At 41.5% G+C, this 26,297-nt stretch carries 23 protein-coding genes; 14 read left to right on the top strand and 9 right to left on the bottom strand.

The annotated features are described in order from the left end of the window. Nucleotides 1-213: 213 nt before the first annotated feature. Both QZ574_RS07330 and QZ574_RS07335 read right to left on the bottom strand, forming a co-directional pair. On the bottom strand, nt 214-1,701 hold the full coding sequence (locus QZ574_RS07330; protein WP_297088350.1) for an alpha-L-fucosidase: 1,488 nt from the start codon (nt 1,699-1,701) through the stop codon (nt 214-216). A 63-nt stretch (nt 1,702-1,764) separates the two neighbouring features. Further along, complete coding sequence (locus tag QZ574_RS07335) at nt 1,765-2,937, bottom strand: uroporphyrinogen decarboxylase family protein (protein ID WP_297088352.1); 1,173 nt, start codon at nt 2,935-2,937, stop codon at nt 1,765-1,767. A gap of 160 nt (nt 2,938-3,097) precedes the next feature. Between QZ574_RS07335 and QZ574_RS07340 the strand changes: the two genes are divergently transcribed. Further along, on the top strand, nt 3,098-3,955 hold the full coding sequence (locus QZ574_RS07340; RefSeq protein WP_297088356.1) for an AraC family transcriptional regulator: 858 nt from the start codon (nt 3,098-3,100) through the stop codon (nt 3,953-3,955). A gap of 97 nt (nt 3,956-4,052) precedes the next feature. On the opposite strand, the gene carB is transcribed toward QZ574_RS07340, so the two are convergent. Beyond that, nucleotides 4,053-7,286: a carbamoyl-phosphate synthase (glutamine-hydrolyzing) large subunit gene (carB, locus tag QZ574_RS07345; RefSeq protein ID WP_297088357.1), complete on the bottom strand. Its 3,234-nt coding sequence runs from the start codon at nt 7,284-7,286 to the stop codon at nt 4,053-4,055. A 27-nt stretch (nt 7,287-7,313) separates the two neighbouring features. Then, the gene (gene carA / locus QZ574_RS07350) at nt 7,314-8,393 is read right to left on the bottom strand and encodes a glutamine-hydrolyzing carbamoyl-phosphate synthase small subunit (protein WP_297088359.1); all 1,080 of its coding nucleotides are present in this window, start codon (nt 8,391-8,393) and stop codon (nt 7,314-7,316) included. A gap of 220 nt (nt 8,394-8,613) precedes the next feature. On the opposite strand from carA, the gene QZ574_RS07355 reads away from it, so the two are divergent. The 13 genes from QZ574_RS07355 to QZ574_RS07415 all read left to right on the top strand — a co-directional run bounded on the left by QZ574_RS07355 (nt 8,614) and on the right by QZ574_RS07415 (nt 20,873). Then, on the top strand, nt 8,614-9,099 hold the full coding sequence (locus tag QZ574_RS07355; RefSeq protein WP_297088361.1) for an ArgR family transcriptional regulator: 486 nt from the start codon (nt 8,614-8,616) through the stop codon (nt 9,097-9,099). Nucleotides 9,100-9,107: 8 nt separating this feature from the next. Next, the gene (locus QZ574_RS07360; RefSeq protein WP_297088363.1) at nt 9,108-9,770 is read left to right on the top strand and encodes a GNAT family N-acetyltransferase; all 663 of its coding nucleotides are present in this window, start codon (nt 9,108-9,110) and stop codon (nt 9,768-9,770) included. Nucleotides 9,771-9,852: 82 nt separating this feature from the next. Further along, on the top strand, nt 9,853-11,046 hold the full coding sequence (locus tag QZ574_RS07365; RefSeq protein ID WP_297088365.1) for an argininosuccinate synthase domain-containing protein: 1,194 nt from the start codon (nt 9,853-9,855) through the stop codon (nt 11,044-11,046). Nucleotide 11,047: 1 nt separating this feature from the next. Continuing rightward, nucleotides 11,048-12,016, top strand: coding sequence for an N-acetyl-gamma-glutamyl-phosphate reductase (gene argC / locus QZ574_RS07370; protein ID WP_297088367.1), 969 nt, complete (start codon nt 11,048-11,050; stop codon nt 12,014-12,016). Nucleotides 12,017-12,095: 79 nt separating this feature from the next. Continuing rightward, nucleotides 12,096-13,232, top strand: a complete 1,137-nt coding sequence (locus QZ574_RS07375; protein WP_297088370.1) for an aspartate aminotransferase family protein — start codon at nt 12,096-12,098, stop codon at nt 13,230-13,232. A 38-nt stretch (nt 13,233-13,270) separates the two neighbouring features. Further along, nucleotides 13,271-14,068: a pyrroline-5-carboxylate reductase gene (gene proC, locus QZ574_RS07380; protein WP_297088373.1), complete on the top strand. Its 798-nt coding sequence runs from the start codon at nt 13,271-13,273 to the stop codon at nt 14,066-14,068. A 3-nt stretch (nt 14,069-14,071) separates the two neighbouring features. Then, a complete protein-coding gene (gene proB / locus QZ574_RS07385) occupies nt 14,072-15,175 on the top strand; it encodes a glutamate 5-kinase (protein ID WP_297088374.1) in 1,104 nt (367 codons plus the stop codon). 166 nt (nt 15,176-15,341) lie between these two features. Then, a complete protein-coding gene (locus QZ574_RS07390; RefSeq protein ID WP_297088376.1) occupies nt 15,342-16,592 on the top strand; it encodes a glutamate-5-semialdehyde dehydrogenase in 1,251 nt (416 codons plus the stop codon). Between the two features lie 80 nt (nt 16,593-16,672). Continuing rightward, nucleotides 16,673-17,620 carry an N-acetylornithine carbamoyltransferase gene (locus tag QZ574_RS07395; protein ID WP_297088378.1) on the top strand — a complete coding sequence of 316 codons (948 nt, stop codon included), beginning with the start codon at nt 16,673-16,675 and terminating at the stop codon, nt 17,618-17,620. A 48-nt stretch (nt 17,621-17,668) separates the two neighbouring features. Further along, nucleotides 17,669-18,400, top strand: a complete 732-nt coding sequence (gene hisA, locus QZ574_RS07400; protein WP_297088380.1) for a 1-(5-phosphoribosyl)-5-[(5-phosphoribosylamino)methylideneamino]imidazole-4-carboxamide isomerase — start codon at nt 17,669-17,671, stop codon at nt 18,398-18,400. A gap of 107 nt (nt 18,401-18,507) precedes the next feature. Continuing rightward, nucleotides 18,508-19,263 carry an imidazole glycerol phosphate synthase subunit HisF gene (hisF, locus tag QZ574_RS07405; protein WP_297088382.1) on the top strand — a complete coding sequence of 252 codons (756 nt, stop codon included), beginning with the start codon at nt 18,508-18,510 and terminating at the stop codon, nt 19,261-19,263. Between the two features lie 83 nt (nt 19,264-19,346). Continuing rightward, nucleotides 19,347-19,964 carry a bifunctional phosphoribosyl-AMP cyclohydrolase/phosphoribosyl-ATP diphosphatase HisIE gene (hisIE, locus tag QZ574_RS07410; protein ID WP_297088383.1) on the top strand — a complete coding sequence of 206 codons (618 nt, stop codon included), beginning with the start codon at nt 19,347-19,349 and terminating at the stop codon, nt 19,962-19,964. A 228-nt stretch (nt 19,965-20,192) separates the two neighbouring features. Beyond that, complete coding sequence (locus tag QZ574_RS07415; protein WP_297088385.1) at nt 20,193-20,873, top strand: hypothetical protein; 681 nt, start codon at nt 20,193-20,195, stop codon at nt 20,871-20,873. A 78-nt stretch (nt 20,874-20,951) separates the two neighbouring features. Here the strand turns inward: QZ574_RS07415 and QZ574_RS07420 are convergent, their stop codons facing one another. The 5 genes from QZ574_RS07420 to QZ574_RS07440 all read right to left on the bottom strand — a co-directional run bounded on the left by QZ574_RS07420 (nt 20,952) and on the right by QZ574_RS07440 (nt 26,288). Beyond that, nucleotides 20,952-21,548: a DUF4494 domain-containing protein gene (locus QZ574_RS07420; RefSeq protein ID WP_297088387.1), complete on the bottom strand. Its 597-nt coding sequence runs from the start codon at nt 21,546-21,548 to the stop codon at nt 20,952-20,954. A gap of 289 nt (nt 21,549-21,837) precedes the next feature. Continuing rightward, nucleotides 21,838-23,052 (bottom strand): ammonium transporter, encoded by a 1,215-nt coding sequence (locus tag QZ574_RS07425; protein ID WP_297088389.1) that lies wholly within the window; start codon nt 23,050-23,052, stop codon nt 21,838-21,840. A 23-nt stretch (nt 23,053-23,075) separates the two neighbouring features. Beyond that, nucleotides 23,076-23,432: a P-II family nitrogen regulator gene (locus QZ574_RS07430; RefSeq protein WP_297088391.1), complete on the bottom strand. Its 357-nt coding sequence runs from the start codon at nt 23,430-23,432 to the stop codon at nt 23,076-23,078. Nucleotides 23,433-23,518: 86 nt separating this feature from the next. Beyond that, entirely contained in the window at nt 23,519-24,208 is a 690-nt protein-coding gene (locus QZ574_RS07435; protein WP_297088393.1) for a hypothetical protein, read from the bottom strand. 376 nt (nt 24,209-24,584) lie between these two features. Beyond that, nucleotides 24,585-26,288 (bottom strand): glycosyltransferase family 39 protein, encoded by a 1,704-nt coding sequence (locus QZ574_RS07440; RefSeq protein ID WP_297088395.1) that lies wholly within the window; start codon nt 26,286-26,288, stop codon nt 24,585-24,587. Nucleotides 26,289-26,297: the final 9 nt, after the last annotated feature.

A 26,297-nucleotide genomic window follows, 5' to 3' on the forward strand; every position in this document is an offset into this window, starting at 1 on the left:
TGCTATTTGGTAACTTTGAAAAAACACAAAGGTTATTTTTGACTTGATTCTTTGCTTCGTTTCTCATCTAAGGAGAATTGGAGCGCAGCGGAAATCAGCCTTAGCTAAATGAAGGCCTGCCCGGCGAGGGTTTAAGCTTATTAATTGATTCGGCTTTCATATTATAGCAAGCTAATTAAATGAGTTGCTCCACCTGAAATTCTAACTGATCCACTATTTAATTCGAAATACAAAAGCATGCTCACAAGGCTTTGTTTCGGGTAATTCAATCTCCAGGGCATTTTTATTCTGTTTCCATTTTAAATCAGCAGCTGAACCTATCAACTCTACTCCTTCAATTTTTCCGTTATAAAAGCTTGCCCCCAATGATTTTATTGCCAAAACTCCCGATTCGGGCCATCCCATGGCTATGGCATACAACTGCCCTTTGCGTGTGGTAAAGCGGATATCCTCATCGCCAAAACCCTTAAATTTCATGTCGGCCAGGTGTCCTTTTAGGGTTTCTGTCGGGCCTTCGCCATAAATTAACCAGGGGCGACTTTCGTATATTGCCTCACCATTTAGTTTCAACCATTTTCCCATTTCACGCAGGCGTTGTTTTTGCGTTTCAGGAATATAACCATCGGGATGCGGTGCAACATTTAACAAGAGGCAGCCATTTTTACTTACAATATCAACAAGGTCGTCTATTAAGCGGTTGGTTGTATAACATTCCAAGTCGGTTGACCAGGTCCACGAAGTGTTCGATACCGAATTGTCGGTTAACCAGGGCTCCGGGTAAATTTCAGGCATACGCGCACGCTCCAGGTCAACTGTACCGGTGCCCAACGGAAAATCAGGACGTTTAAAAGTCAATACAAATTCCTGCTGCTTTTTCTCGGCATGATTGTAGGCATAAGCCATCATCTGGCGGCGCACTTCCTCCGAAAGAATCTGTATGCGGTTATCAAACCAGAGCAAGTCGGGCGAATAACCATCAACCACTTCTTTCACTTTTTCAAGCCAAACGCGCTCAAAATCAGCACCTGGCATCGGACTTACCTGGTAATAATTTTTCGAATCTTTTGTTTGCCAGGCCGTTTCAGGCACTTTTTCGCCATAAAACGAGGCATTGGCTGGGTCGGCACAATCGGTGTTGGAGTCCCAAACCGGAAACCAGCCCCACAACCACGAATGATGCAAGCTTACCACGTATTTCAGACCACGTTTTCGAATGGCCTTTTCCATCTCAGCCACAATATCGCGTCTTGGTCCTTTGTCTACTGCATTCCACGGATTTACATCCGAATCCCACATGGCAAAGCCATCGGCATGTTCGCCCACCGGGCCTGCAAAACGAGCCCCTGCCTCTACAAATAAATCGGCCCACTCGTCGGCGTTAAACTCTGGTGCAGTAAAAAGCGGCACAAGGTCTTTATAGCCAAACTCATCCACAGCCCCATAAGTTGCAACATGAAAAGTATTATTGGGATGCCCCTCAACGTACATATTGTGGCCGTACCAATCGGGAGTACCCGGGCATTTGGCTGTGGAATACACCCCCCAATGTGCATAAATCCCGAATTTGGCATCCTGGAACCATTCGGGGCATTCGTATTGTTTTAACGACTCCCATGTAGGTTCGTATGTTTTTTGCGCCCGGGCAAAATAAAAATTGAAGCAAATAATTGCCATCGTAATTGCTGCTGTCAGTTTTTTCATTGCAAGCTTTTTAAGTTTTAATTTATTGATTTGAATTTTCGCAGTAAAACAAAACCGGAAGCGCTACAATTTTAAGGGATAGTTACCGTGCTCTCTTACCAGTTTTATTATAAAATCGTATGTTGAGCCTGAAACCTGGCTCGTTACCGAATGGTCGGACTGAAAAATAAAACTACCTCCTCTGGCAGCCTGCAGTTTTTTAAGCACATCGGCTTTAATCTGGTTTTTATCACCAGTTTCCCAATCCATAACGTTGTTGTTGCCACAAAAACCAATTGCATGACCATATTTTTCGCGCAGGCAATTTACATCCATATTCGCTTTTGCTTCAAGGGGGTTATAAAAATCTACCCCCAGCTCAATGTAATCCCCAAAAATTGCATTTACGTTTCCACAACCGTGGTAAATCACCATCAGGCCTTTTTCGTGGCAATAGTCTACCATCTTTTTCACCCAGGGTTTAAAATGTTCACGCCAGTATTCGGGGTCGAAAAACAGGCCGTTTTTATAAGCCACATCTCCCCAAATTACCATACCATCGAGCAGGCCGTCTGCTGCTTCAACCTGCGCCTTGCAAATGTCAAAATAAAACTGCCCGATTTTAGCAATGGCATTCGGAAAACTGTCGTAGTGCATCATCGACCACAGCATGGCATTTTCCTGCCCTATTAATCGGGTAAGACACTCGTTAATTTCGCCAACACCTCCAAAAACAGCAAAATCGGGATAAAACGATTTTACGCGGTCAATCCAAGCCGGTATATTTTGCTCGAAAGTGTCGCCAACTCCATTAATATGGTCGTCGCCCGCCGCAAAATACCTGCGTTTATCATAGGGGTTATCAAACGTAAAGTCAAGTAATTTTTCAATGGTGTCCACCTTCCATTTTATCATTTCAGGCATCGGAAAATCGTGGCGTTTTCGCATTTCCACTTCGTAGCCCGTTTCCACTTGCACTTCCTCTTCGTTGTTAAACAACACTTTAAAGTTCTTTATGTGCGGATCCATATTCGGATTAACAACAATCCAATCCAAATCGTAATGATAATACGGATTGGCATCTTTTGGCAAGCCCAGTTCGATTCTCCAGCGATTGATAAAACTGTTCCAGAAAAACTCACCGATGGGAATACGGTCGGGTTCCTGGTGACCTGCTGCCATCTGCAGGCGCTTCACTTTTTTTTGTGCATTTTCGCTTCGGTCAAGCGAAGTTGATTTTCCGGTATAATTAAACATTGGTTTTTGGTTCTAATTCAAAACCAAAATTACTACCGGAAGCCACATTATTGTTTCACAAAACAAATATATAGTTGCACTTTTCAATCATTGTTAATTTTTAAGTCAATTATTTGCCGGGTTTTATACTATTTTTACTTTGTTATTTTAAAACACAGGCATGGATAGCTCAGAACTTTTAAAGAGCATAACTTTTAACCTCTCGTCAGTTGCCTACTGTAAGGTTGGCGCCGAATGGAATTATAAAAACATCATCAGTTCGTTTAGCCGGTTATATTTAGTTACCGCCGGAGAAGCGCACATTTTTACAGCAGATAAAAAAATCCATTTGAAAAAAGGCCACCTGTACCTGGTGCCCAGCTTCACCCCGTGCAGCTACACCTGCAAAGATGAAATGACACACTTTTATGCCACATTCACCATACAGCTTCCTAATCACCTAAGCATTTACCAGCTGTTTAACTTTAGTTTTGAAATTGAAGCTACCGATGAGCACTATGCCTATTTTAAGCAACTGTGGAAGGCAAATCCGAATATGGAACTGCCTGCCAAAGACCCAAACATTTACCAACGCCTAAACAGCAGGTGTTGGAACCATGGCCTAAAAGATGTTCAGCGCAGTTTGGCATCATCGGGCTTACTTTACCTCTTGCTATCAAAATTTATTGGTGCCGCAAAAATAGATTTCGGGACCAGCGATTCAGGCAATATTTTATCTGCAGTTACATTCATTCACCGTCATTTAAACGAAAACCTTGCGATTGAAGAACTGGCAAATATGGTTCATTTATCACCTGCACATTTTACCCGAAAATTTAAGCAGCTAACGCATTTGACACCTCGCGATTACATTAATACCCAACGTATTGAAAAAGCACAGTTGCTTTTAAATACCACATCGCAATCGTGCATTGAAATTGCCGAATTGTGCGGCTATAAAAGCAATGCCTATTTCTGCAAAATTTTTAAAAAATACATTGGTCAATCGCCGCGCGAGTATCGAAACAACCAGGTTTAGACTTTTCTTTTAGCGTACAAAACTTACTGCCCCTGCTGTGCAATAAAAAAAAGCTCCAACCAATGGCCGGAGCTTTTCTATCGTTAAAACTGCAATTTTATGCTTTATATTCATCCCAGCTTTTTACCTGAACATCATCCAGGTTGTACCTGCAAATTCCGTAAAGGAAAGCACTTGCCACACGGGCATTGGTTATAAGCGGAATGTTATAATCAATGGAGCTTCGTCTGATTTGGTAACCATTTTTCAGCTCTCGCTTGGTATGGTTTTTCGGAATATTAATTACCAAATCAATTTTCTTTTCCTTGATCATTTCAATGGTATTTGGCGACTGATCTTCTTCATCAGGCCAGTATATCAGGGTGTTCTCAATGCCATTTTCGCGGAAGAATTTGTGTGTTCCCTCAGTGGCAAAAATGTTGTATCCTTTTTCAACCAACATTCTTGCACTGTTTAGCAACTCCAGTTTACCACGAGATGGCCCCGAAGAAATAAGAATATTCTTTTTCGGGAAATTGTAACCTACCGATAACATGGCTTTCAGCATGGCTTCATAATATGTCTCGCCAATACAGCCAACTTCTCCGGTCGACGACATATCAACTCCTAAAACAGGATCAGCTTTCAGTAAACGTGCAAACGAAAACTGCGGTGCTTTCACCCCCACATAATCCAATTCAAAAAGCGATTTATCCGGCTTCGGCACATCAATTCCCAGCATCACCTTGGTGGCAATTTCAATCAGGTTAAGCTTCATAACCTTCGATACAAACGGGAAGCTTCGCGATGCACGCAGGTTGCACTCAATAACTTTAATATCGTTATCCTTTGCCAGAAACTGCATATTAAATGGCCCGGTAATTTCAAGGCCTTTGGCAATTTGTCGGGCAATTTTTTTCACCCTGCGAATGGTCTCAACATACAGTTTTTGCGGTGGAAAAACAATGGTTGCATCGCCCGAGTGCACACCGGCAAACTCTACGTGCTCCGAAATGGCATAAGCCACCATTTCTCCTTTATTGGCCACTGCATCAATTTCAATTTCTTTGGCTTGCTCAATAAATTCGGTTACAACCACCGGGTGCTCTTTCGATACGTTGGCAGCCATTTCAAGGAAATGTTCCAACTGATCGGGATTGGAAACCACATTCATTGCAGCACCAGAAAGTACGTACGAAGGACGAATCAACACCGGATACCCTACTTCATCAACAAACTTGTGAATCTCGTCGATGGTTGACAGACGTGCCCAGCGTGGCTGGTCTACTCCCAAATCATCAAGCAATGAAGAGAATTTCTCACGGTCCTCTGCATTATCAATCTTTTTGGCCGATGTTCCAAGAATCGGAACATTTTGCCCGTCTAATTTCATTGCCAGGTTATTCGGAATCTGACCACCCATTGAAACAACCACACCATGCGGGTTTTCAAGGTCGTAAACATCCATTACACGCTCAAAAGTCAACTCGTCAAAATAAAGTCTGTCGCAGGTATCATAATCAGTACTTACCGTTTCAGGGTTGTAGTTAATCATTACCGAACGATAACCCTGCTCTTTAATGGTGTTTATGGTATTTACACTACACCAGTCGAACTCTACCGAGCTTCCAATCCGGTATGCACCCGAACCAAGTACCATTACCGATTTATGATCGCCTAAATAAGTAACATCGTTTTCGGTACCGTTATGTGTTAGGTACAGGTAATTGGTTTGTGCGGGGTATTCTCCGGCCAGGGTATCAATTTGTTTTACCACCGGAACAATGCCGTTAGCTTTTCGGTAAGCCCTAACTTTTAACAAGTCTTCGTTAATGCTTGTCCCCTTACTGTTTAGAACCAGGCGTGCAATCTGAAAATCGGAAAAACCGGCTTGTTTTGATGCTTTTAATAAAGGAATTGGTAATTTTTCCAACTCGTTTATCTCCTGCAACTCCAGCTTTATTTTATGAATATTGCCTAGTTTCTGCAAAAACCATTTGTCGATTTTTGTTTTTTCATGAATCGCATCAATAGAGTACTCTTTATTGAATGCTTCGGCAATGGCAAAAATTCGTCTGTCGGTAGGATTTGTCAGCTCCTCTTCAATACCCTCAATGGTAATTTCTTCTTTATTGGCAACAAAACCGTGCATTCCAAGTCCAACCATTCGAATACCTTTTTGAATGGCCTCTTCAAATGTTCGTCCGATGGCCATAATCTCGCCCACCGATTTCATAGAGCTTCCGATGTTTTTTGAAACGCCAACAAATTTGCTCAAATCCCAACGTGGTATTTTAACCACACAATAGTCGAGTGCAGGCTCAAAACAAGCGGTGGTTACCTTGGTTACCGAGTTTTTCAGTTCGTGTAAACCATAACCCAAACCAAGTTTGGCTGCCACAAAAGCAAGCGGATAACCGGTAGCTTTCGATGCCAGTGCCGACGAACGTGACAAACGGGCATTTACCTCAATTACCCGATAATCTTCCGAATGCGGATCGAGTGCAAATTGTACGTTACATTCGCCAATTACACCAACACGGCGGATAATTTTTATTGAAATAGCACGAAGCTTGTGGTACTCCGAATTTGATAAGGTTTGCGAGGGCGCTACAACAATACTTTCACCCGTGTGAATTCCCAGCGGATCGAAGTTTTCCATGTTACACACGGTAATACAATTGTCGTGTTTATCTCGAACCACCTCGTATTCCACTTCTTTCCATCCTTTAATTGATTCTTCAATTAAAATTTGTGGCGAATAAGAAAATGCACTTCCGGCCAGTTTTTCCAGTTCTTCCTCGTTTTCGCAAAAACCAGAGCCCAGGCCACCAAGCGTATAAGCTGCTCGAATAATAATAGGAAAACCAACCTCTTTAGCAGCTGCTTTTGCCTCTGCCATGTTTGATGCGGCTATACTTTTACAGGTTTTCACATCAATTTCGTCGAGCATTTTGGCAAAAATGTCGCGGTCTTCGGTATCAATAATGGATTGAACAGGTGTACCCACCACTTCAACATTGTATTTTTCAAGTACTCCCGATTCGTATAGTGCAACCCCGCAGTTTAATGCAGTTTGTCCACCAAATGCCAGCAAAATACCCTGTGGTTTTTCTTTTTTAATCACCTCTTCAACAAAATGAGGCGTAACAGGCAAAAAGTAAATTTTGTCTGCAATATCTTCTGAAGTCTGAATGGTTGCAATATTCGGATTAATAAGAACCGTTTCAACTCCTTCTTCCTTCAGGGCTTTCAGGGCCTGAGACCCGGAATAATCAAACTCACCGGCCTCGCCAATTTTTAGTGCTCCCGAACCAAGAACAATAGCTTTTTTAATGTGTGTATCTATCATGATATTTTTAAAAATTTCGGTGAATGATTATTTTTTAGAAGCTTCAATATTTTTGATAAACTCATCAAACAAAAATTCGGTATCTACCGGCCCACTTGCTGCTTCAGGGTGAAATTGCGTAGAGAAAAACGGAAGGGTTTTATGCCTTATTCCTTCGTTTGTTTCATCGTTAACATTGGTAAACAATGGCTCCCAGTCGGCTGGCAGTGTTTCAGTTGCCACCGCATAACCATGGTTTTGCGAGGTAATGTAACACTTGTTGGTGCCTTGCAGCAATACCGGCTGATTATGGCTACGGTGTCCGTACTTCAATTTGAAGGTGTCGGCTCCGGCAGCACGTGCCAGCAACTGGTTCCCCAAACAAATCCCCATTATCGGCTTCTTATCGCCAATTACCTTTTTTATGTAGCTAACAGTAACATCGCACATCGCCGGGTCTCCCGGACCATTTGATATAAAGAGTCCATCAAATTCTTCGTTTGAAAAATCATAATCCCATGGCACACGAATTACGGTAGCTCCCCTGTCAATCAGGCAACGCATAATGTTGTTTTTTACTCCACAGTCGATTAACACTACTTTGTGTTCGCCATTGCCATAAACCTCACGCTCTTTGCAGCTTGCCACTGCCACAAGGTTTTCTTTATTCGGGTCGTAAAAGTCTATTTCCTCCTCAAATTCAATTTTGCCCAACATCGAGCCTTTCTCACGTAAAGTTTTTGTTAAGGCTCGCGTGTCAATATCAAAAATACCCGGAACATCATATTCTTTTAACCAGTCGCTCAAACTTTTTTCAGCATTCCAGTGACTGAATTCAAACGAATAATCAGAAATTATTAATCCGGAAATATGCAACTTATGCGATTCATAAAACTTATGTATCCCATTTTCTTTTTGATTAAAAGGAACACCATAATTCCCAATCATTGGGTAAGTCGACACCAGGATCTGGCCGGTGTAAGATGGATCAGTCAAACTTTCCGGGTACCCAGTCATTGCGGTATAAAAAACTACCTCTCCGGCTACCGCTTTCTCGCTTCCAAACGATTTCCCTATAAAAACGGTACCGTCTTCAAGAGTTAATTTTGCCTGTTTTACTTTATACATTTTCCGATTTAATAATTAAAAAAAATGCGCTTGCCCTAAAATAGTTCAAACGCATTTCAGTTATTCTTTATACTTATTTTCAAATACACTCTCGCAATCATAAATGTTAAGAACATGAATTAAATATCATTTCCGTCACAAAAATAGAAAATATTCTGAATTTCATACCTGCTTTTCTTAAAAAATGCATATTTTTGCATCATAAATGAATATTTATTCAATGAAGAATAAAATACAACGACAACTTGAAATCCGAAAAATAATTCAAAAAGGCAATGTACACAGCCAGGATGAATTATTGGTTGAATTAAAGCGCCGGGGCTTCGACTTAACGCAGGCCACCCTGTCGCGCGATTTAAAAGTGCTACAGGTTGCAAAAGTACCACATCCGGTTAAAGGCTATGTTTATACCATACCCGAAAACGGACTAACAGAAAAGCATAGTGCAGAACACATTAACCGCATTAATTACCTGGCCGACGGATTTCAGGATTTACAGTTTTCGGGCAATCTGGCCGTATTAAAAACGGTACCCGGATATGCCAGCAGCATTGCTGCGGTGATAGACACCGCCAGCCCCTGGGAGATTTTGGGAACAGTTGCCGGAGACGACACGATTTTAATTATTCAAAGGGAAGGAATATCGAAAAATGATTTGACCGAGGCATTATTTAAAATTATGCCAAAGCTAAAAGACAAATTGTAGATCGAAGGATGAAGAGCTTAAATAACATCAAAGTATTAATTGCCGACGAAAATCACCTGAAATTCATCGACGATATAAACGATGCCATCGATAGTGCATCGAAACAAAGAGGTACGGGTATTGCACGCCGAACCTTTGAATACCTTGCTGATAAAATGAAGCAGGGGAAAGCAATAATTGCGCTGGAAGAAGGTGAAGTGTTCGCAGGTTTTTGCTACATAGAAACCTGGCAGGAAAAAGGCTTCGTGGCCAACTCGGGGCTTATTGTTGCCGAAGATTACCGCGGAATAGGACTGGCAAAAGCCATTAAAAAGAAAGCCTTTGAGCTTTCGCGTAAGAAATACCCCAACTCCAAAATTTTTGGCTTGACCACCGGACTGGCCGTAATGAAAATCAATCACGAGTTGGGTTATCGTCCTGTTACCTTCTCGGAGTTAACCCTGGATGATCATTTTTGGAAAGGATGCACCGGCTGTATAAACCACGACATTCTGGAACGAACCGGCAGAACAAAATGCCTTTGCACCGGAATGTTATACGACCCGGCGTGGGAAAAACCAACTTATACGAATGGTAATGGCATTAGAAAAAGAAGTTTACTTGATTTGATACCGAAGCGAAAGCCGGGGGTAGCAAAAAAGAAAAACAAACTATTAAAGAAAAACAAGTAGAGTGACGGTAAATTATTCAACGGACAGCTACAGACTTAACTTGAATAGTATAAGGCCGTCACTCTTTTAAAGATATTTAGACATGAGTAAAAAATTGGTACTGGCATTTAGCGGTGGTTTAGATACCTCGTTTTGTGTAAAATACTTAAAGGAAGAAAAAGGATATGATGTTTACACAGCAATTGCCAACACAGGAGGTTTCTCTGACGAGGAACTAATAGAGATTGAAAAACGGGCACTGGCACTTGGAGCCGTTGAACACATTACACTTGATGTTACCAACGAATACTATGAAAAATGCATTCGCTACATGGTTTACGGAAATGTATTGCGAAATAACACCTACCCCATTTCGGTAAGTTCAGAACGCGCATTTCAGGCCATTGCCATTATTGAGTACGCCAAAGAAATTGATGCAAAATATATTGCACACGGCAGCACAGGCGCCGGAAACGACCAGATTCGCTTCGACCTTACTTTCCAGGTTTTGGCACCTGAGATTGAAATAATAACGCCTACCCGCGATATGCTTTTAACCCGCCAGTACGAAATCGACTACCTAAAAAAATATGGTTTTGAGGCCGATTTTACCAAAATGGAATACTCCATTAACCAGGGGCTTTGGGGCACCAGCGTTGGCGGAAAAGAAACGCTAACCACCAACAAAAATCTGCCCGAAGAAGCTTATCCAAGCCAGCTGAAAGCCACAGGCGAACAAACCATCGAATTGGGTTTTGAAAAAGGAGAACTGGTATCGCTCGACGGAGAATTTTACGAAAACGGTCCCGAAGTAATTCGTGCGCTGGAGACTGTAGCATCAAAATACGCCATTGGGCGCGACACCCACGTTGGAGATACCATTATTGGTATTAAAGGCCGTGTTGGTTTTGAAGCTGCCGCCCCGCTGATTACCATTAAAGCACATCACCTACTGGAAAAACATACCTTAACCAAGTGGCAGGCCTACTGGAAAGAACAACTGAGTAACTGGTACGGCATGTTTTTACACGAAGCCATGTACCAGGAACCGGTTATGCGAAACATCGAAGATTTTCTGGAATCGACCCAGGAAAATGTTACCGGAAAAGTAATCGTAAAACTTAAACCTTACCACTTTGAACTGGTTGGTATTGAATCGGAACACGACCTGATGAACTCGGGATTTGGAGAGTACGGCGAAACCGTTGAAGCATGGACAGCCGACGACGTTAAAGGGTTTACCAAAATCTTATCGAACTCCTTAAAAATCTACAACAAGGTAAATAACAAATTATAGGATGATTAAAGTTGGAATTATAGGAGGAGCCGGATACACTGCCGGAGAGCTGTTGAGAATTTTACTGAATCATCCGCAGGTTGAAATTGGCTTTATACAAAGCACGAGCAATGCCGGCAACCTGATTTCGGATGTGCACATTGATTTGTTGGGCGAAACGGAAATCACGTTCACCGATCAGATGCCTTTTGATGAGGTTGATGTTATTTTCCTTTGTATGGGACATGGCAAATCGATAGAATTTGTGGAAAAACACAATTTTCCTAAATATTTAAAAATTATAGATTTAAGCCACGACTTCAGGCTAAAAAGAGCCGGTAACGACTTTGTGTATGGCTTGCCCGAACTAAACCGCGAAGAAATTGAATCGTCAGAACGCATTGCCAACCCGGGCTGTTTTGCCACCGGAATTCAGCTGGCACTGTTGCCATTGGCTGCCAACAACTTATTGCAGGACGAAATTCATGTACAAGCAATAACAGGCTCAACCGGTGCCGGACAAAAACCAACCGCAACATCGCATTTTAGCTGGCGTAGCAGCAATGTTTCGGCTTACAAAATTTTCGAGCACCAGCACGAGGGCGAAATCATCCAAAGCCTTACACAATTGCAAGCTGGTTTTGAAAAAGACTTCAACTTTGTGCCCATTCGTGGAAACCACACAAGAGGTATTTTTGTGGCTTGTTATACAAAATTTGAAGGCTCGCTTGAAGAAGCCAACGAAATTTATAAAGAGTATTACGCCGGCCACCCCTTTGTTTTTATAAGCGATAAAAACCCGGGAGTAAAACAAGTGGTAAACACCAACAAGGGCGTACTTTACCTGGAAAAACACGGCACCAAACTGGTTATAATCAGTTTAACCGACAATTTAATAAAAGGTGCATCCGGACAGGCAGTTCAAAACATGAACCTGATGTTTGGGTTAGACGAAAAAGCCGGACTCAACTTAAAACCGGTAGCTTTTTAAAACAATTGCACAAAGATAGCGCAGATTAACACAGACAAAATCAGCGTTTGTCAGCGTAATCTGCGAGAAAGAATTGAATATGGAACTATTTAACGTATATCCACTTTTCGACATTACCCCGGTAAAAGCCGAGGGATGTTACGTTTGGGATGCCGACGGAAAGAAATATCTTGACCTTTATGGCGGGCATGCAGTAATCTCAATCGGACACAGTCACCCCTGCTATGTAAAAAAAATTACTCAGCAGCTTCAGCAAATTGGCTTTTACTCTAACTCAGTACAAAATCCGCTACAGACTGAATTAGCTGATAAACTAGGCAAAATTTCAGGATGTGAAGACTACCAGCTTTTCTTGTGCAACTCGGGAGCCGAAGCCAACGAAAATGCACTGAAACTTGCATCTTTTATTACTGGTAAAAAGAAAATAATCAGTTATAAAAAAGGCTTTCACGGTCGTACATCGGCAGCCGTTGCCATTACCGATAATCCGAAAATTATTGCTCCTGTTAACGAAACAGATAATGCTGTAATTCTTCCGTTTAACGACATAAAGGCTACCGAAGATGTTTTGAAACAAGGTGATGTTGCAGCAGTAATTGTTGAGGGAATTCAGGGAATTGGAGGAATTTACGTACCCGACACCGAGTTCCTTACCAAGCTAAAACAACTGACAGAAAAATATGTAGCAGTTCTTATTCTCGACGAAATACAATCGGGCTACGGACGAAGTGGCAAGTTCTTCGCTTACCAGCATACCGATATTAAACCCGACATTGTAACAATGGCAAAAGGAATGGGTAACGGATTTCCTATTGGAGGCGTGCTGATTCAGCCGGAAATTGAGCCGTGGTTTGGCATGCTGGGAACCACTTTTGGCGGAAATCACCTGGCCTGTGCTGCTGCCATTGCAGTTCTGGACGTAATGAAAGACGAAAAGCTGGTGGAGAATGCAGAGTCAGTAGGAAATTACCTGATGGATAAACTGGCGGAGATAGATGCAGAGTTTGAGATCAGAGGAGAAGGATTAATGATCGGTCTGGAATTTAAACAACCAATTGCTGATATTCGCCGGAAACTGTTGTTCGATTACGGAATTTTCACCGGTGTTTCAGGACAAAATATCATACGGTTGCTGCCTCCGTTAAGTCTTACAAAAACACAGGCCGACGTATTTTTAACGGCGTTTGCAGAAGTACTTGATACCGTTGTTGAATAAATAAAAATCAGAACCACACTTTTTCTAAATTAGACCAAATGGAAAATAAAAAAATAGCAATTATAGGCGTAGGAAACATGGGAGGAGCCATAGCAATCGGACTGCTAAAATCGGGTTCGATTGATGCGGCCAATATCGCCGTTTCCGACAGAAAAGAAACCACGCTCAGAAAAATGAGCGATTTGGGAATTGCCACTTATCAAAACAACATTGAGGCGGCTAAAAATGCCGACGTAATTATTGTTGCTGTAAAACCTTACCATATTGAAGGGGTGATAAATGAACTAAAACCCGTTTTAGCACCCAATAAAATATTCATCTCAATTGTTGCAGGTGTAGGTATCGACGATTTAGGAGCAATGGCTGGAAACGACATTCCTATTTTTAGGGTAATGCCCAATACTGCTATTGCCTTGCAAGAATCGCTGACTTGTATTTCTGCCAACGGAAACACCGCCGCACATCGCGAATATGTAGTGGAGTTATTTGATAAACTGGGAAAAACAATTGAAATTCCGGAAGAATTAATGGCTGCTGCCACCGTACTTTCATCGTGCGGAATTGCCTACGCCCTGCGTTACATCCGGGCAGCCATGCAAGGTGGCATTGAAATTGGCTTTAGCGCCGAAATGGCACAACTAATTACGGCGCAAACGGTTAAAGGTGCCACTGAGTTATTGTTGCAATCAGGACATCATCCGGAACGCGAAATCGATAAAGTAACAACACCTATGGGCGTTACTATTACCGGCTTAAACGAAATGGAACACAAAGGCTTCAGTTCTTCACTAATCCAGGGAGTACTGGCTTCATACAAAAAGATAAAAGACAACTAAAACGTGCAGTGCCGATACAAAAAAATAACTGTTAAAGTTGGAAGCAATGTGCTGGCCAAAGCCGATGGAACACTAAACGTTTCGCGCATAGCCCATCTTGTCGACCAAATTGCGCTTCTGCATAAAAATGGAGTTGAGGTGGTTTTGGTATCATCGGGGGCTGTAGCTGCCGGCAGAGCCGTAATGAGCGAAACAAAAAAATCGGACGCCGTTTCGCAGCGCCAGCTCTGGGCTGCACTAGGGCAGGTAAAATTAATTTCGCGTTACTCCGATTTCTTTCAAGAGGATGGTTTAACCTGTGCGCAGGTGCTAACTACAAAAGAAAATTTCTCGAGCCGCGGTCATTACCTGAACATGAAAAACTGCATTACCACGCTGTTGGAAAATAAAGTCATTCCGATTGTAAACGAGAACGACACCATTTCGGTAACCGAACTGATGTTTACCGACAACGACGAACTTTCAGGCTTAATCGCCTCGATGGTTGACTCGGAGGCCCTGATTATTCTTAGCAACATTGATGGCGTTTACAACGCACATCCCGAAAGTGAAGGTGCAGAGTTGATTGAACGCATAGAAATAACAGAAAAAGGGCCCAAAAATGCCATCTCATCGCAGCGCTCAAACTTTGGGCGTGGCGGAATGCTAACCAAGTTCCGAATTGCCAAAAAAGTTGCCGGCGATGGAATTGGCGTGCATGTGGCCAACGGCACCCGCCCCGATGTGCTCATTGACTTACTCGATAAATCAAAAAACCTAAAACACACCTTCTTCGTACCTAATAAAAAACCATCAAGCGGTGTAAAAAAATGGATTGGCTATTCCGATGGTTTTACAAAAGGACAAATTGTAATAAACGAAGGCGCTGCAAAAGCGCTGATTTCCGACAAAGCGGTTAGTCTGTTACCCGTAGGAATTGAAAAGATTGAAGGTGAATTTAAAAAAGGTGATCTGATAAAAATAACCGATACAAATGGGCTTCTTGTTGGAATGGGAAAAGCTTCGTACGGATCGGACAAAATTGATAAAGAAAAACAAACAGAGAAACAAAAACCAGTAATACATTACGATTATTTGTACCTGGAAAACAGAACAAACAGTACATAAATATATATAGAAACAAAAACAGCTCAGAGTAACTCGTAACTAGCGTTTGTCGGCTCCGGCAAACACCCTTACTCCCCTTTTTTTTGATGCCTTAATTTAAACTTATTCTGAGCTCCCTCTCCCTCCCCCGGGAGAGGGTTTTTTCTTTTTTTAAAAAACGTTAAAAATGAAAATAAAGGAACAACTGCAAAAAACACTTGAAGCTTCGCGAAAGTTAAATCTGGTTGAAGAATCAACCGTTAGCAACTTGCTGCTCGAACTGGCCAAACAGGCTCGTGAAAATTCAGCATTTATTCTAACCGAAAACCAAAAAGATCTGGAAAGAATGGATCCTGAAGATCCTAAATTCGACCGATTAAAACTTACCGAAGAGCGAATTGAGGGCATTGCATCCGATATGGAGAATGTGGCAAGACTGGAAAGCCCTGTTGGCCGAACACTCAAGGAAACATTACGGGACAATGGATTAAGAATAAAGAAAGTATCGGTTCCTTTCGGCGTAATTGGTATTATTTACGAAGCACGCCCCAATGTTACGTTCGACGTGTTTGCCTTGTGCCTGAAATCGGGAAATGCCTGTGTGCTAAAAGGTGGCAGCGACGCCATTTATTCCAACCAGGCCATTGTTTCCATTATTCGTAAGGTTTTAAAACAATTTAAACTTGATGAAAATACGGTTACACTGCTTCCGGCCGGTCGCGAAGAAACCAACGAAATGTTACGTGCGCATGGTTACATCGATTTAATTATTCCACGTGGCAGCCAGGGACTTATAAATTTTGTACGCGAAAATGCCACGATCCCGGTAATTGAAACAGGAGCAGGAATTTGCCATACTTATTTTGATGAATTTGGCGATGCCACCAAAGGTTGCGAGATAATTTTTAACGCAAAAACCCGACGTGTTTCGGTTTGTAATGCGCTGGATTGTTTGGTAATTCATAAAAACAGACTGACTGACTTAAGCAGCTTTGCCCAAAAACTGTCGGAAGAATACGTGGTAATTTATGCCGACGAACCAGCCTACGAACAAATAAGAGCAAGTTATCCAACTGATTTGCTTTTTAAAGCAACAGAAGAATCGTTTGGCACCGAGTTTTTATCCATGAAAATGTCGGTAAAAACCGTTGATACTTTTGAAGAAGCTTTAGCGCACATCAATAAATACACTTCAAAGCACAGCGAAGCTATTATTTCCGAAAATCAGCAACGCATTGATATGTTCCGCAAAATGGTAGATGCCTCATCAGTATATTCCAACACGTCAACAGCCTACACCGATGGTGCTCAATTTGGCCTTGGTGCCGAAATTGGCATCAGCACCCAAAAACTGCATGCACGCGGGCCAATGGCCTTAGAAGAGCTTACCAGCTATAAATGGATTATTGAAGGCGACGGCCAAACCCGTCCAAGATAAAAGGAGTAAAAAACAGGCAAAATATAAACAATGGAAGCTAAAACATCTATCGTAGCACTTCCATCTTCAAACTTATAACAATGAAAAATTTCACATCCGTAAAAGATATTCCGGGCATTGAAAAAGCCCTTGCAACCGCTTTTGAAGTAAAAAAGAACAAATTTGGATTTCAGCACCTTGGCAAAAACAAAACCATGGTACTGGTATTTTTTAACTCAAGCTTGCGCACCCGTTTAAGCACTCAAAAAGCAGCCATGAATATGGGCATGAATACCATGGTGATGAATGTAAACGAAGACAGCTGGCAGCTTGAGTCGGAAATGGGCGTGATTATGGATGGGAAAAATGCCGAACACCTGCGTGAAGCCATCCCGGTAATTGGAAAATATTGCGACGTTATTGGCGTACGTGCTTTTGCCAAATTTGAAAAACGCGAAGACGACTATTCAGAGAAAATACTGAGCCAGTTTGTAGAGTTTGCAGGTGTTCCGGTAGTAAGTATGGAAGGAGCTACCCGCCATCCGCTGCAAAGTTTTGCCGATCTGCTTACCATTGAAGAATACAAAAAAGTGGAAAAACCAAAAGTGGTGTTAACCTGGGCTCCTCACCCTCGTGCATTGCCTCAGGCAGTGGCCAACTCGTTTGTTGAGTGGATGCGCGAAACAGATTATGAACTGGTAGTTACTCACCCAAAAGGATACGAACTGGCACCCGAATTTATGGGCGATGTAAAAGTAGAATACGACCAGCAAAAAGCATTTGAAGGAGCCGATTTTATTTACGCAAAAAACTGGGCCTCATATTCCGATTACGGGCAGATTCTTTCGAAAGACATGAGCTGGACCGTTGATGAAGCAAAAATGGCACTGACAAATGATGCCAGATTTATGCACTGTCTGCCGGTACGAAGAAACATGGTAGTAAGCGATGCAGTTATCGACAGCCCGAATTCAATTGTGGTAGAACAAGCATACAACCGCGAGGTTACGGCACAGGCAGTATTGAAAATGATTCTTGAAAATGCCTAATTCTTTTACCTTTGCGCCCTCGCATTATTGCAAGCAATAAAAAGAAATATGACCAAAAAAATAGAAATAATACCTGCCATCGACCTGATTGACGCCAAATGCGTGCGGCTTTCGCAAGGCGATTACAACCAGAAAACGGTGTACAACGAAAACCCGCTGGAAGTAGCAAAAATGTTTGAAGAAGCCGGAATTACACGTTTGCACCTGGTTGATTTAGATGGTGCCAAAGCCAAACACATTGTAAACTACAAAGTGCTGGAAACCATCGCCACAAAAACCAACCTGGTAATTGATTTCGGGGGCGGTTTAAAATCAGACAAAGACCTTGAAATAGCTTTCAGCTCGGGAGCTGCCATGGTTACCGGCGGAAGTATTGCTGTAAAAGAAAAGGATACTTTTCTGAGCTGGCTGGAGAAATTTGGCTGCGATAAAATAATTCTGGGCGCCGATGCCAAAGACGGCAAAGTGGCAGTTAGTGGCTGGTTGGAAACTACAGAATTAGAAGTAATCGATTTTATTTCAAGTTTTCAGAAAAACGGCATCAGCAAAGTAATTTCGACCGATATTAGCCGCGACGGCATGCTTAGCGGCCCGTCGTTTGAATTGTATGCCGACATTATGAACACACTGCCAACAGTGGAAATTATTGCCAGCGGTGGAATTGCTACCATGAGCGACATATTAAAATTAGATGAAATGGGAGTGCCGGGCGTTATTACCGGAAAAGCCATTTATGAAAATCGCATAACTTTGAAGGAAATTGAAAAGTTTATTGCGTAACAGCTACGCTGTCAATTCGAAACCTGAGGAACGAAGCTGAGAAAACTGTGGCATTAACAACAGGTTTCTCCTCGCATACTCGTCGAAATGATAAAACAAAATAAAATATGCTTGCAAAACGAATTATACCATGCCTCGATATCCGCAACGGACAAACCGTTAAGGGAATCAACTTTGTTGACATCAAAGAAGTAGGCGACCCGGTTGAACTGGGAGCAAAATATGCAGCCGAAGGTGCCGACGAACTTTGCTTTTTGGATATTACTGCCACACACGAAGGTCGGAAAACTTTTGTAGAACTGGTAAAACGTATTGCAGCACACATTAACATTCCGTTTACCGTTGGAGGTGGCATTAGCGAAATTGGTGACGCAGAAAAGCTGCTGGCTGCCGGAGCTGACAAAATATCCATAAACTCGTCGGCAGTTCGAAACCCAAAGTTAATAGACGAGCTGGCCCTGAACTTCGGAAGCCAGTTTGTGGTAGTGGCCATTGATGCACGCGGCGACGAAAACCAACACTGGACGGTAACCGTTAATGGTGGTCGCATTCCAACCGACAAAGAACTGTTTTCGTGGGCAAAAGAAGCCGAAGACCGTGGTGCCGGCGAAATACTTTTTACATCAATGAACCACGACGGCACCAAGAATGGTTTTGCCAACAAAGAGCTGGCGAAAATGGCCGATATGCTAAAAATACCAATTATCGCATCGGGAGGAGCAGGCGCTAAAGACCATTTTGTAGATGTTTTTACCAAAGGTAAAGCCGATGCCGGGCTGGCGGCCAGTATTTTTCATTACAACGAAATCCCGATCCCGGTTCTTAAGAAATACTTAAAAGAACAGGGCATTGTTGTTCGTTAGTCAATCAAAATAGTAAATTCGCAGCGCTAAAGCAGAATTAAAAATTACGCCGGACCAAAGGCTCCGGAATTCATTCAACAGATATGAGACAGCTTACAGATATTTCGCAAATCGATTTCGAAAAAACCAATGGCCTTATTCCTGCTATCATTCAGGATGCCGAAACACAAAATGTTTTAATGCTTGGTTACATGAACGATGAAGCTTTTTCGAAAACACAGGAAACCGGAAAAGTGACCTTTTTTAGCCGCACCAAAAACCGTTTGTGGACCAAAGGCGAAGAATCGGGAAATTTTCTGAACCTTGTTTCAACAGCCATTGATTGCGATAACGACACGCTGCTGATAAAAGTAAATCCGGTTGGCCCTGTTTGCCACAAAGGCGACGATACTTGTTTTGAAGAAAGCAACACCGCAAACGACATCCAGTTTCTGAGCTACCTCCAGGATTTTATCGACAAACGTAAAGCTGAAATGCCTGAAGGCTCATACACCACTTCGCTTTTTACAAAAGGTACACGAAAAATTACACAGAAGGTTGGCGAAGAAGCCGTTGAAACCATTATTGGAGCCATGGCCAACGACGATGAAAACTTTATGTACGAGGCCGGCGACCTGTTGTACCACCTTATAGTTTTGCTAACACACAAAGGTTACCGGATTGAAGATGTAGTACGCGAGCTTAAGAAAAGGCACAAGTAATTCCCATTTTCAGTACTTCCAAACCAAAAACCACCTAGTAAAAAAGTTTTACGCTTCACGCTGCTTTCACTTAGGTGAATGCCTGCTTTTTATATTCTATAACATGCTTATGAAACATAGTTCCATAACATAATTATAAAACATTGTAAATAACCACTTTACAATTTGGTATTTTTAATTAGTAGTCCGTAGCTTTGTTATATCTTCTAACTACAAAATACCGCATTTATGGAAACATTAACCATTTGTCCTACCAGTACGGCAACTATTTTAGCGTGCCAGGAAATCGCGAAAACCTTTAAAGAAAACATTTACGAACTGTCCATTCTGCGCAAAGACTGGGATCCGGAATTTGCCACCTCGCTAAGTGTATGGATTGAGGATACGATAGACAAGCACTATATCGACAGTCTGGAAGTTCTAAAAGACGAACACTACCGCGAATGGCATCAAATAATGGTTGAAGGGCTTCAACACCTGAAAGTACTTAGGGCTTCAATTAAAGTCGATTTCAAAAAAGACAAAGGTTTTCTTAAAGAGTTTTTTCAAAATACCGGCTATACCGACTACTTCAGCGATGCTAAAAACGGCGACCACTTAAGTCTTTTCAAGTTTCTTAAAACCTTTGCTGCCAACCTAACAGAAAGTACAAGACAGAAAGTGGTTGAACATGGAACGCCTGATGTTTTATTTGATAAGATACTAATGTGCGCCAACCGTGTAAGTCAATTTGAAGATTGTTTTGTGGCATTGGAAGGGGAAACTGAACTTGATAATTACGGGAAAAAAGAAGTTGCTGAGATTTATGAAACCATTCAGGATATTTGCCGTATTGCTATTGCTTATTATCAGTTTGATCCGAAAATGAGATGCAAATTCAACTATTACAAAGTGATGGTAAACCTGTAAGGATTTTTTGTCAACTACTTAATAATTTACTTAAGAAAAAGCCTGTCGGTATTATTCGGCAGGCTTTTCGTTTTTATATTATTCTACTGCTTTCTCGCTATCGTCAGTATCAGTTTCATCAGCACCCGACTCAGTCTCAGGTTCTTCCTCAAACGGATTTACACCATCAGTAAATATCGGATTCTTCTGTTCCTCTTCGCTATTTTCTACCGGCACATAACCTTCAGGAATTTGAGCTTCCTCAGGATTATACGGAAAAACATCTACAATTGGGCTAACAGCCAACGAAGTAACAACGTATGGAATAACCAGGTATTCCAGACTTTCATCCAGGCGGGCCAATGCTTCTTTTATATCATCGGCCATTATCAGATAATTAGTTTTTATCTTTTTCTCTTTGCCGGCATCCTCGTCAATTGTAACCAGATTGATGGCTGCTTTAAACCACCACTCGCCATTTTCAAAAGGAAAAACTTCGGCAATACGCGACTTTTTTATGTCAACAATCTGAAACTCGCCACCGCGAACCATCTGCTGCATTTGGCGAATAATTCTTGTTTCAGCATCGGTGTACGACACGGCATCCAATAAAAAGTTTTCGGTTACCATGTTTTCGGCTCCACTTTCAGAAACCTTCATATATTTTACTTTACTTTCAAACCAGGTCTGCATCATAACAACTAATTTTTAGGGCAGCAAAAATAAACAAGCCTTTTATACTTTTCCTGCAAAGCTGTAATTTTTTTCAACAAAAAAACCGGCTACAAATTGCAGCCGGTTACCGATTCTTTTAATCTAACTAAACTAACTATAAACTCCCTTGACCTTAATTAAACGTAAAACGAAATAATTGTATAGTTAATATCTTTGTTCTCTTTTTGCCAGAAGTCGTGTAGTTGAAAAAAGGCCCCGCCCAGCGACGGGGCCACAAACAGACAGCTACAGACTTAAAAGCTGAAGAAGATTAGTTATAGGCACTCTCACCATGTTCGTAAACATCGAGTCCTTCTTCTTCAATGCGCTTAGAGACGCGCAATCCTATGGTTGCTTTTATAACCTTAAAGAGAATTAATCCTAATCCGAATGCCCATACAAATACAGCACCAACGCCAATTGCCTGAACACCTAATAAGCTTGCTCCACCGCCGTAGAATAAACCACCATCGGTAGCAAATAAACCTACTGCCAATGTTCCCCATGCACCGTTTACACCGTGTACTGAGATTGCACCAACAGGGTCGTCTACTTTTAATTTCTGGTCGATAAATTCAACACTGAAAACAAGTATAATACCGGCAATAATACCAATAATTAAAGCGCCGCCAGGGCTAACAATGTCACAACCGGCAGTAATACCTACCAACCCGGCCAATGCACCGTTTAATGCCAACGATAATGAAGGACGCTTATATTTCATCCATGAAGTAAACAGGGCAGCCATTGCACCACCGGCAGCAGCCAGGTTGGTTGTTAGAGCAATGTGTGCAATTGCAACAGCATTGTCGTTACCGGCAGCTCCCAACTGAGATCCTGGGTTAAAACCGAACCATCCGAACCAAAGGATAAATACACCTAAGGCACCTAATACAAGGTTGTGACCCGGTATCGCTTTTGCTTTACCATTAACATATTTACCCATACGAGGTCCGAGAACGATAGCACCAGCTAAACCAACCCATGCACCAACAGAGTGAACAATTGTAGATCCTGCAAAATCAAGGAATCCAAGTTGATCAAGCCAACCGCCACCCCATTTCCAGTGACCAGAAATTGGATAGATAAATACGGTAATTACGATTGTAAAAATAATATACGCGCTAAATTTTGTACGCTCAGCAACTGCTCCTGATACAATTGTTGCGGCAGTAGCAGCAAACACAGTCTGGAACATTAAATCGGTTTTGTTGGCATAGTCGCCAATACCGTTATCGTTAATAAACAAACTTGGCATTCCGATAAATCCGCCAATTGATTCGCCATACATTAAAGTATAACCAATTACCCAGAACAAAATGGCACCAACCGAAAAGTCTACCAGGTTTTTCGTTAAAATGTTAGCCGCATTCTTTTGTCTGGTAAAACCGGCTTCCACCATTGCAAATCCTGGCTGCATAAACATCACCAAAAAGGTGGCAACCAAAACCCATATATTGTTAATCGACATCGAAAGTTCTTCCATGATAATTCAATTTTTTCTCGTTATTATTCTTCTTTTCCTTTTATGTAAAGCGATTCATCTCCTGCTTCGCCCGTGCGGATACGGAATGATTCTTCAATTGGCAGGATAAATACTTTTCCGTCACCAATTTCTCCTGTGCGTGCAGATCCTAAAATGGCCTGAACAGTTTTGTCAACATTCTTATCACGAACAATAATGGATAATTTTATCCTTTCAATAGTACTGGTGTCGTATACAACTCCACGGTATACTCTACCCTGGCGAGCCTGGCCAACTCCTCTAACATCCCAGAAAGAGAAGAATTCAATGCCTGCTTCATAAAGAGCATCTTTTACCTCTTCAAATTTTGTTTTGCGAATTACTGCTTCAACTTTTTTCATCTTATTTAATATTGTTTGTTTTTAAAGGATAAGATGTAACGAGTTCGGAATTAGCGAACTCGTTTCATTTTTTATAATATTCCGGATTATAGTGAAATACCAACTACAACATGGAATGACTCATAAGATGGATTCAGGATAACTGCTCCTGACAAAGGAAGAGAAAACGACTCCGAAAGTTTGATCTCTTTTGAAGTAGAAATTCCAATATTACAGATATCAAATCCGGCATCATCTTTCATAGAATATGCTCCGTTACCACCACCTAAGGTAATATCAACCGGACCGGCTGTTACTGCGGCTTCAACATACAAGTCGCCTGAAGCATCACCGTCTTTTCCGGCACCATCATAAAACATATATGCTGCTGAGAATGAGAATGCACCTACACCAAGTCCTACCATTGGCTCAAAAAAGTGATTGTCACCATCTGTCCACGATACTGGATCAGCTGTAGTTCCGGGGAAATAGTAATCGGTTAAGGTAAAGCTTAAGGATGCATTTTCGCCTAAGTCAAAACCATAACTTGCATACAAGTCAGCTTCTGCTGCTTCATTATCCGAAACACAGTACGACCCCCATGCTCCAATGGCAAAACCACCGGCACTAAATTCAACCCATGGCTGGAAGGCTGCACCTTCACCAAATTTAATACCACGCCATACATAACTGCTGTAAATGTCTAAACCTGCATCTACCTCTTGTGCTTTTACTGTTGGTGCCGTAACGGCCACTAAAAGTAACATGCTTGCAAAAATCAGTAGTGTCTTTTTCATAATTGTAAATTTTAAAAGTTAAACTGCTATTATTTTATCTTCTTCTGTCGTATCCCTATTTTAAATGGTGTCTAAAAAATTTTTTATGCTTTTATTTTATATTGACCCCATTATTTTTTGTTTTCGATTCAAATTAATGCACTTTTTTTCATTCACACCCCTATTTTTTATTTTAAACACAATTCACTTAACAAATTATTAATATCCGATGCAATATCATACCTTTTTGATATGTTTTTATCGTTTTTACTGCCGATTTTACACTTAAATACAAAATAAACAATCATAAATATCAAATTCATTCAACATCCACATAAAACGCGAACTGAATAAAAAAGGGGTAAAAACGATAAGAAATGAGAAATACTTCCCTGAATTAGTTGAAAGCAGGGAAAATATGAACCAAGTGCATATTTTTTAAACGACTATGGCGTGTTGCAGGATTTATAAATCCCGGGGTGAATCCTGAAAGGCTACGATGTTTAAACGACTCAACCAACTCAAAACCTGCTCCGCTTTCAGCAATTTGCTGCAATCCTTCATCGTTAGTATAAATCCAAGTACTTTTTTGCCTGGTCAGGCACTTTTTCAAATCTGCTGAATCATAGAGAAAGTATCCGGGCGTTTTTGCATAAAAAAACAATTCGCGGTGCTGCGAAAGATAGGAGTTCAACATTTCTCCTTCTTTTGCCCTATTATTAAATGTATTGCATGCAGGTATAACCGATTGGTATTTAAATACAGCCGGAAATAAATGCGCATTAATTGAAAAACTTAATGCAACTATTGCAATTACCGACCTGAGCATTATTCTATTTATTTGGGTTTGTGGCAAGGGCAAAAGCATGGGCACCATCAAAACAATCAAGCCTCCCCAAAACAAAAAACTTTTCGACGGAAAAGCATACAGGCAAAGGCCTAATATCAACACCCACATAAATACAATAGTTATATACTGTATAACACTAAGAGCCTTTTTCATACCCCTATGACGCTCTGATTGTAAAAAGAACACAAGCCACTTGGCTGATAAAACGGCCATAAAAGGCGACAACACCATAAAATAATGAGGCGACTGAGCCTGTGCAACCGAAATAACAATCCAGTAAGGCACAATAGCACCTAAACTATATAACTCTATACTCTTCTTTTTCAGCAGCGACTTAATTTCGAAAAACCACGATAGAAAAAATAAAATTCCCCAGGGCAGAAAAATGTACAAGGCCGTATGGAAATAAAAGAAATAATCCACACTACTTCCTTTAATTCTTCCTGAAATACGGCCCGCATTATTCTCCCAAAAGAAAAACCGGAGTCCTTCCCAGCCAAACTGATTATACAATCCGGTTAAACCAAGGGCGAGTATCAGTAAACAAAGCAGGACACCTGCAACTATTTTTAAGTTAAACACATCTTTTAGGCGGCGGGTATAAATAAGATGTGCAAACACTGCAGTAACCGGAACAAAAACGCCAATTGGTCCTTTTGAAATAAGGGCAAGGCCAATACCTAACCCCGCCAACAGCATATTAATCAACCTTTTTTGTTTAAAATAAGCCGCCAACTGCCACATGGCAAAAATTACGTTGGCCGTTAGTAACACATCGGTATGAATATCGTTGTGAAAAAGAAAATAAAATTCGGAAGTAGCCAGCATAATTGCAGCCAGCCGTGCTGTTTGCCTGCTGTAAAATAATCGTGCAAAACGATAGGTAGAATAAATGGCAAGCACCGAGTACAAGAGCACCGGCAATTTAAAAGCAACTTCCGATGGCCCGAACAAGAAATAAAACGGTGCAGTAATCCAAAAAAGCAACGGAGGTTTTTGAAGATAAGGCTCAAAATGAATGGTGAGATTAATCCAGTCCCCCGTTTCATAGATAATGCGGCTGATTGCAGCATACTTACCGGCATCGCTTGTTACCGGCACAAAAAGTCCCAAAATGTAGGTTAGCATCAAAAAAACACCAATTACCAGCGATGTTATCTTTTCCCAATTAATCTTTCCGTTGTTAATCATATCGCTTACACAGCTTTTCAAACGGCCACTACCCTTAATCCAAAATACAACAGTTGTCAACCGTTACCA

Source organism: uncultured Draconibacterium sp., from assembly GCF_913063105.1.
Lineage (GTDB): Bacteria > Bacteroidota > Bacteroidia > Bacteroidales > Prolixibacteraceae > Draconibacterium.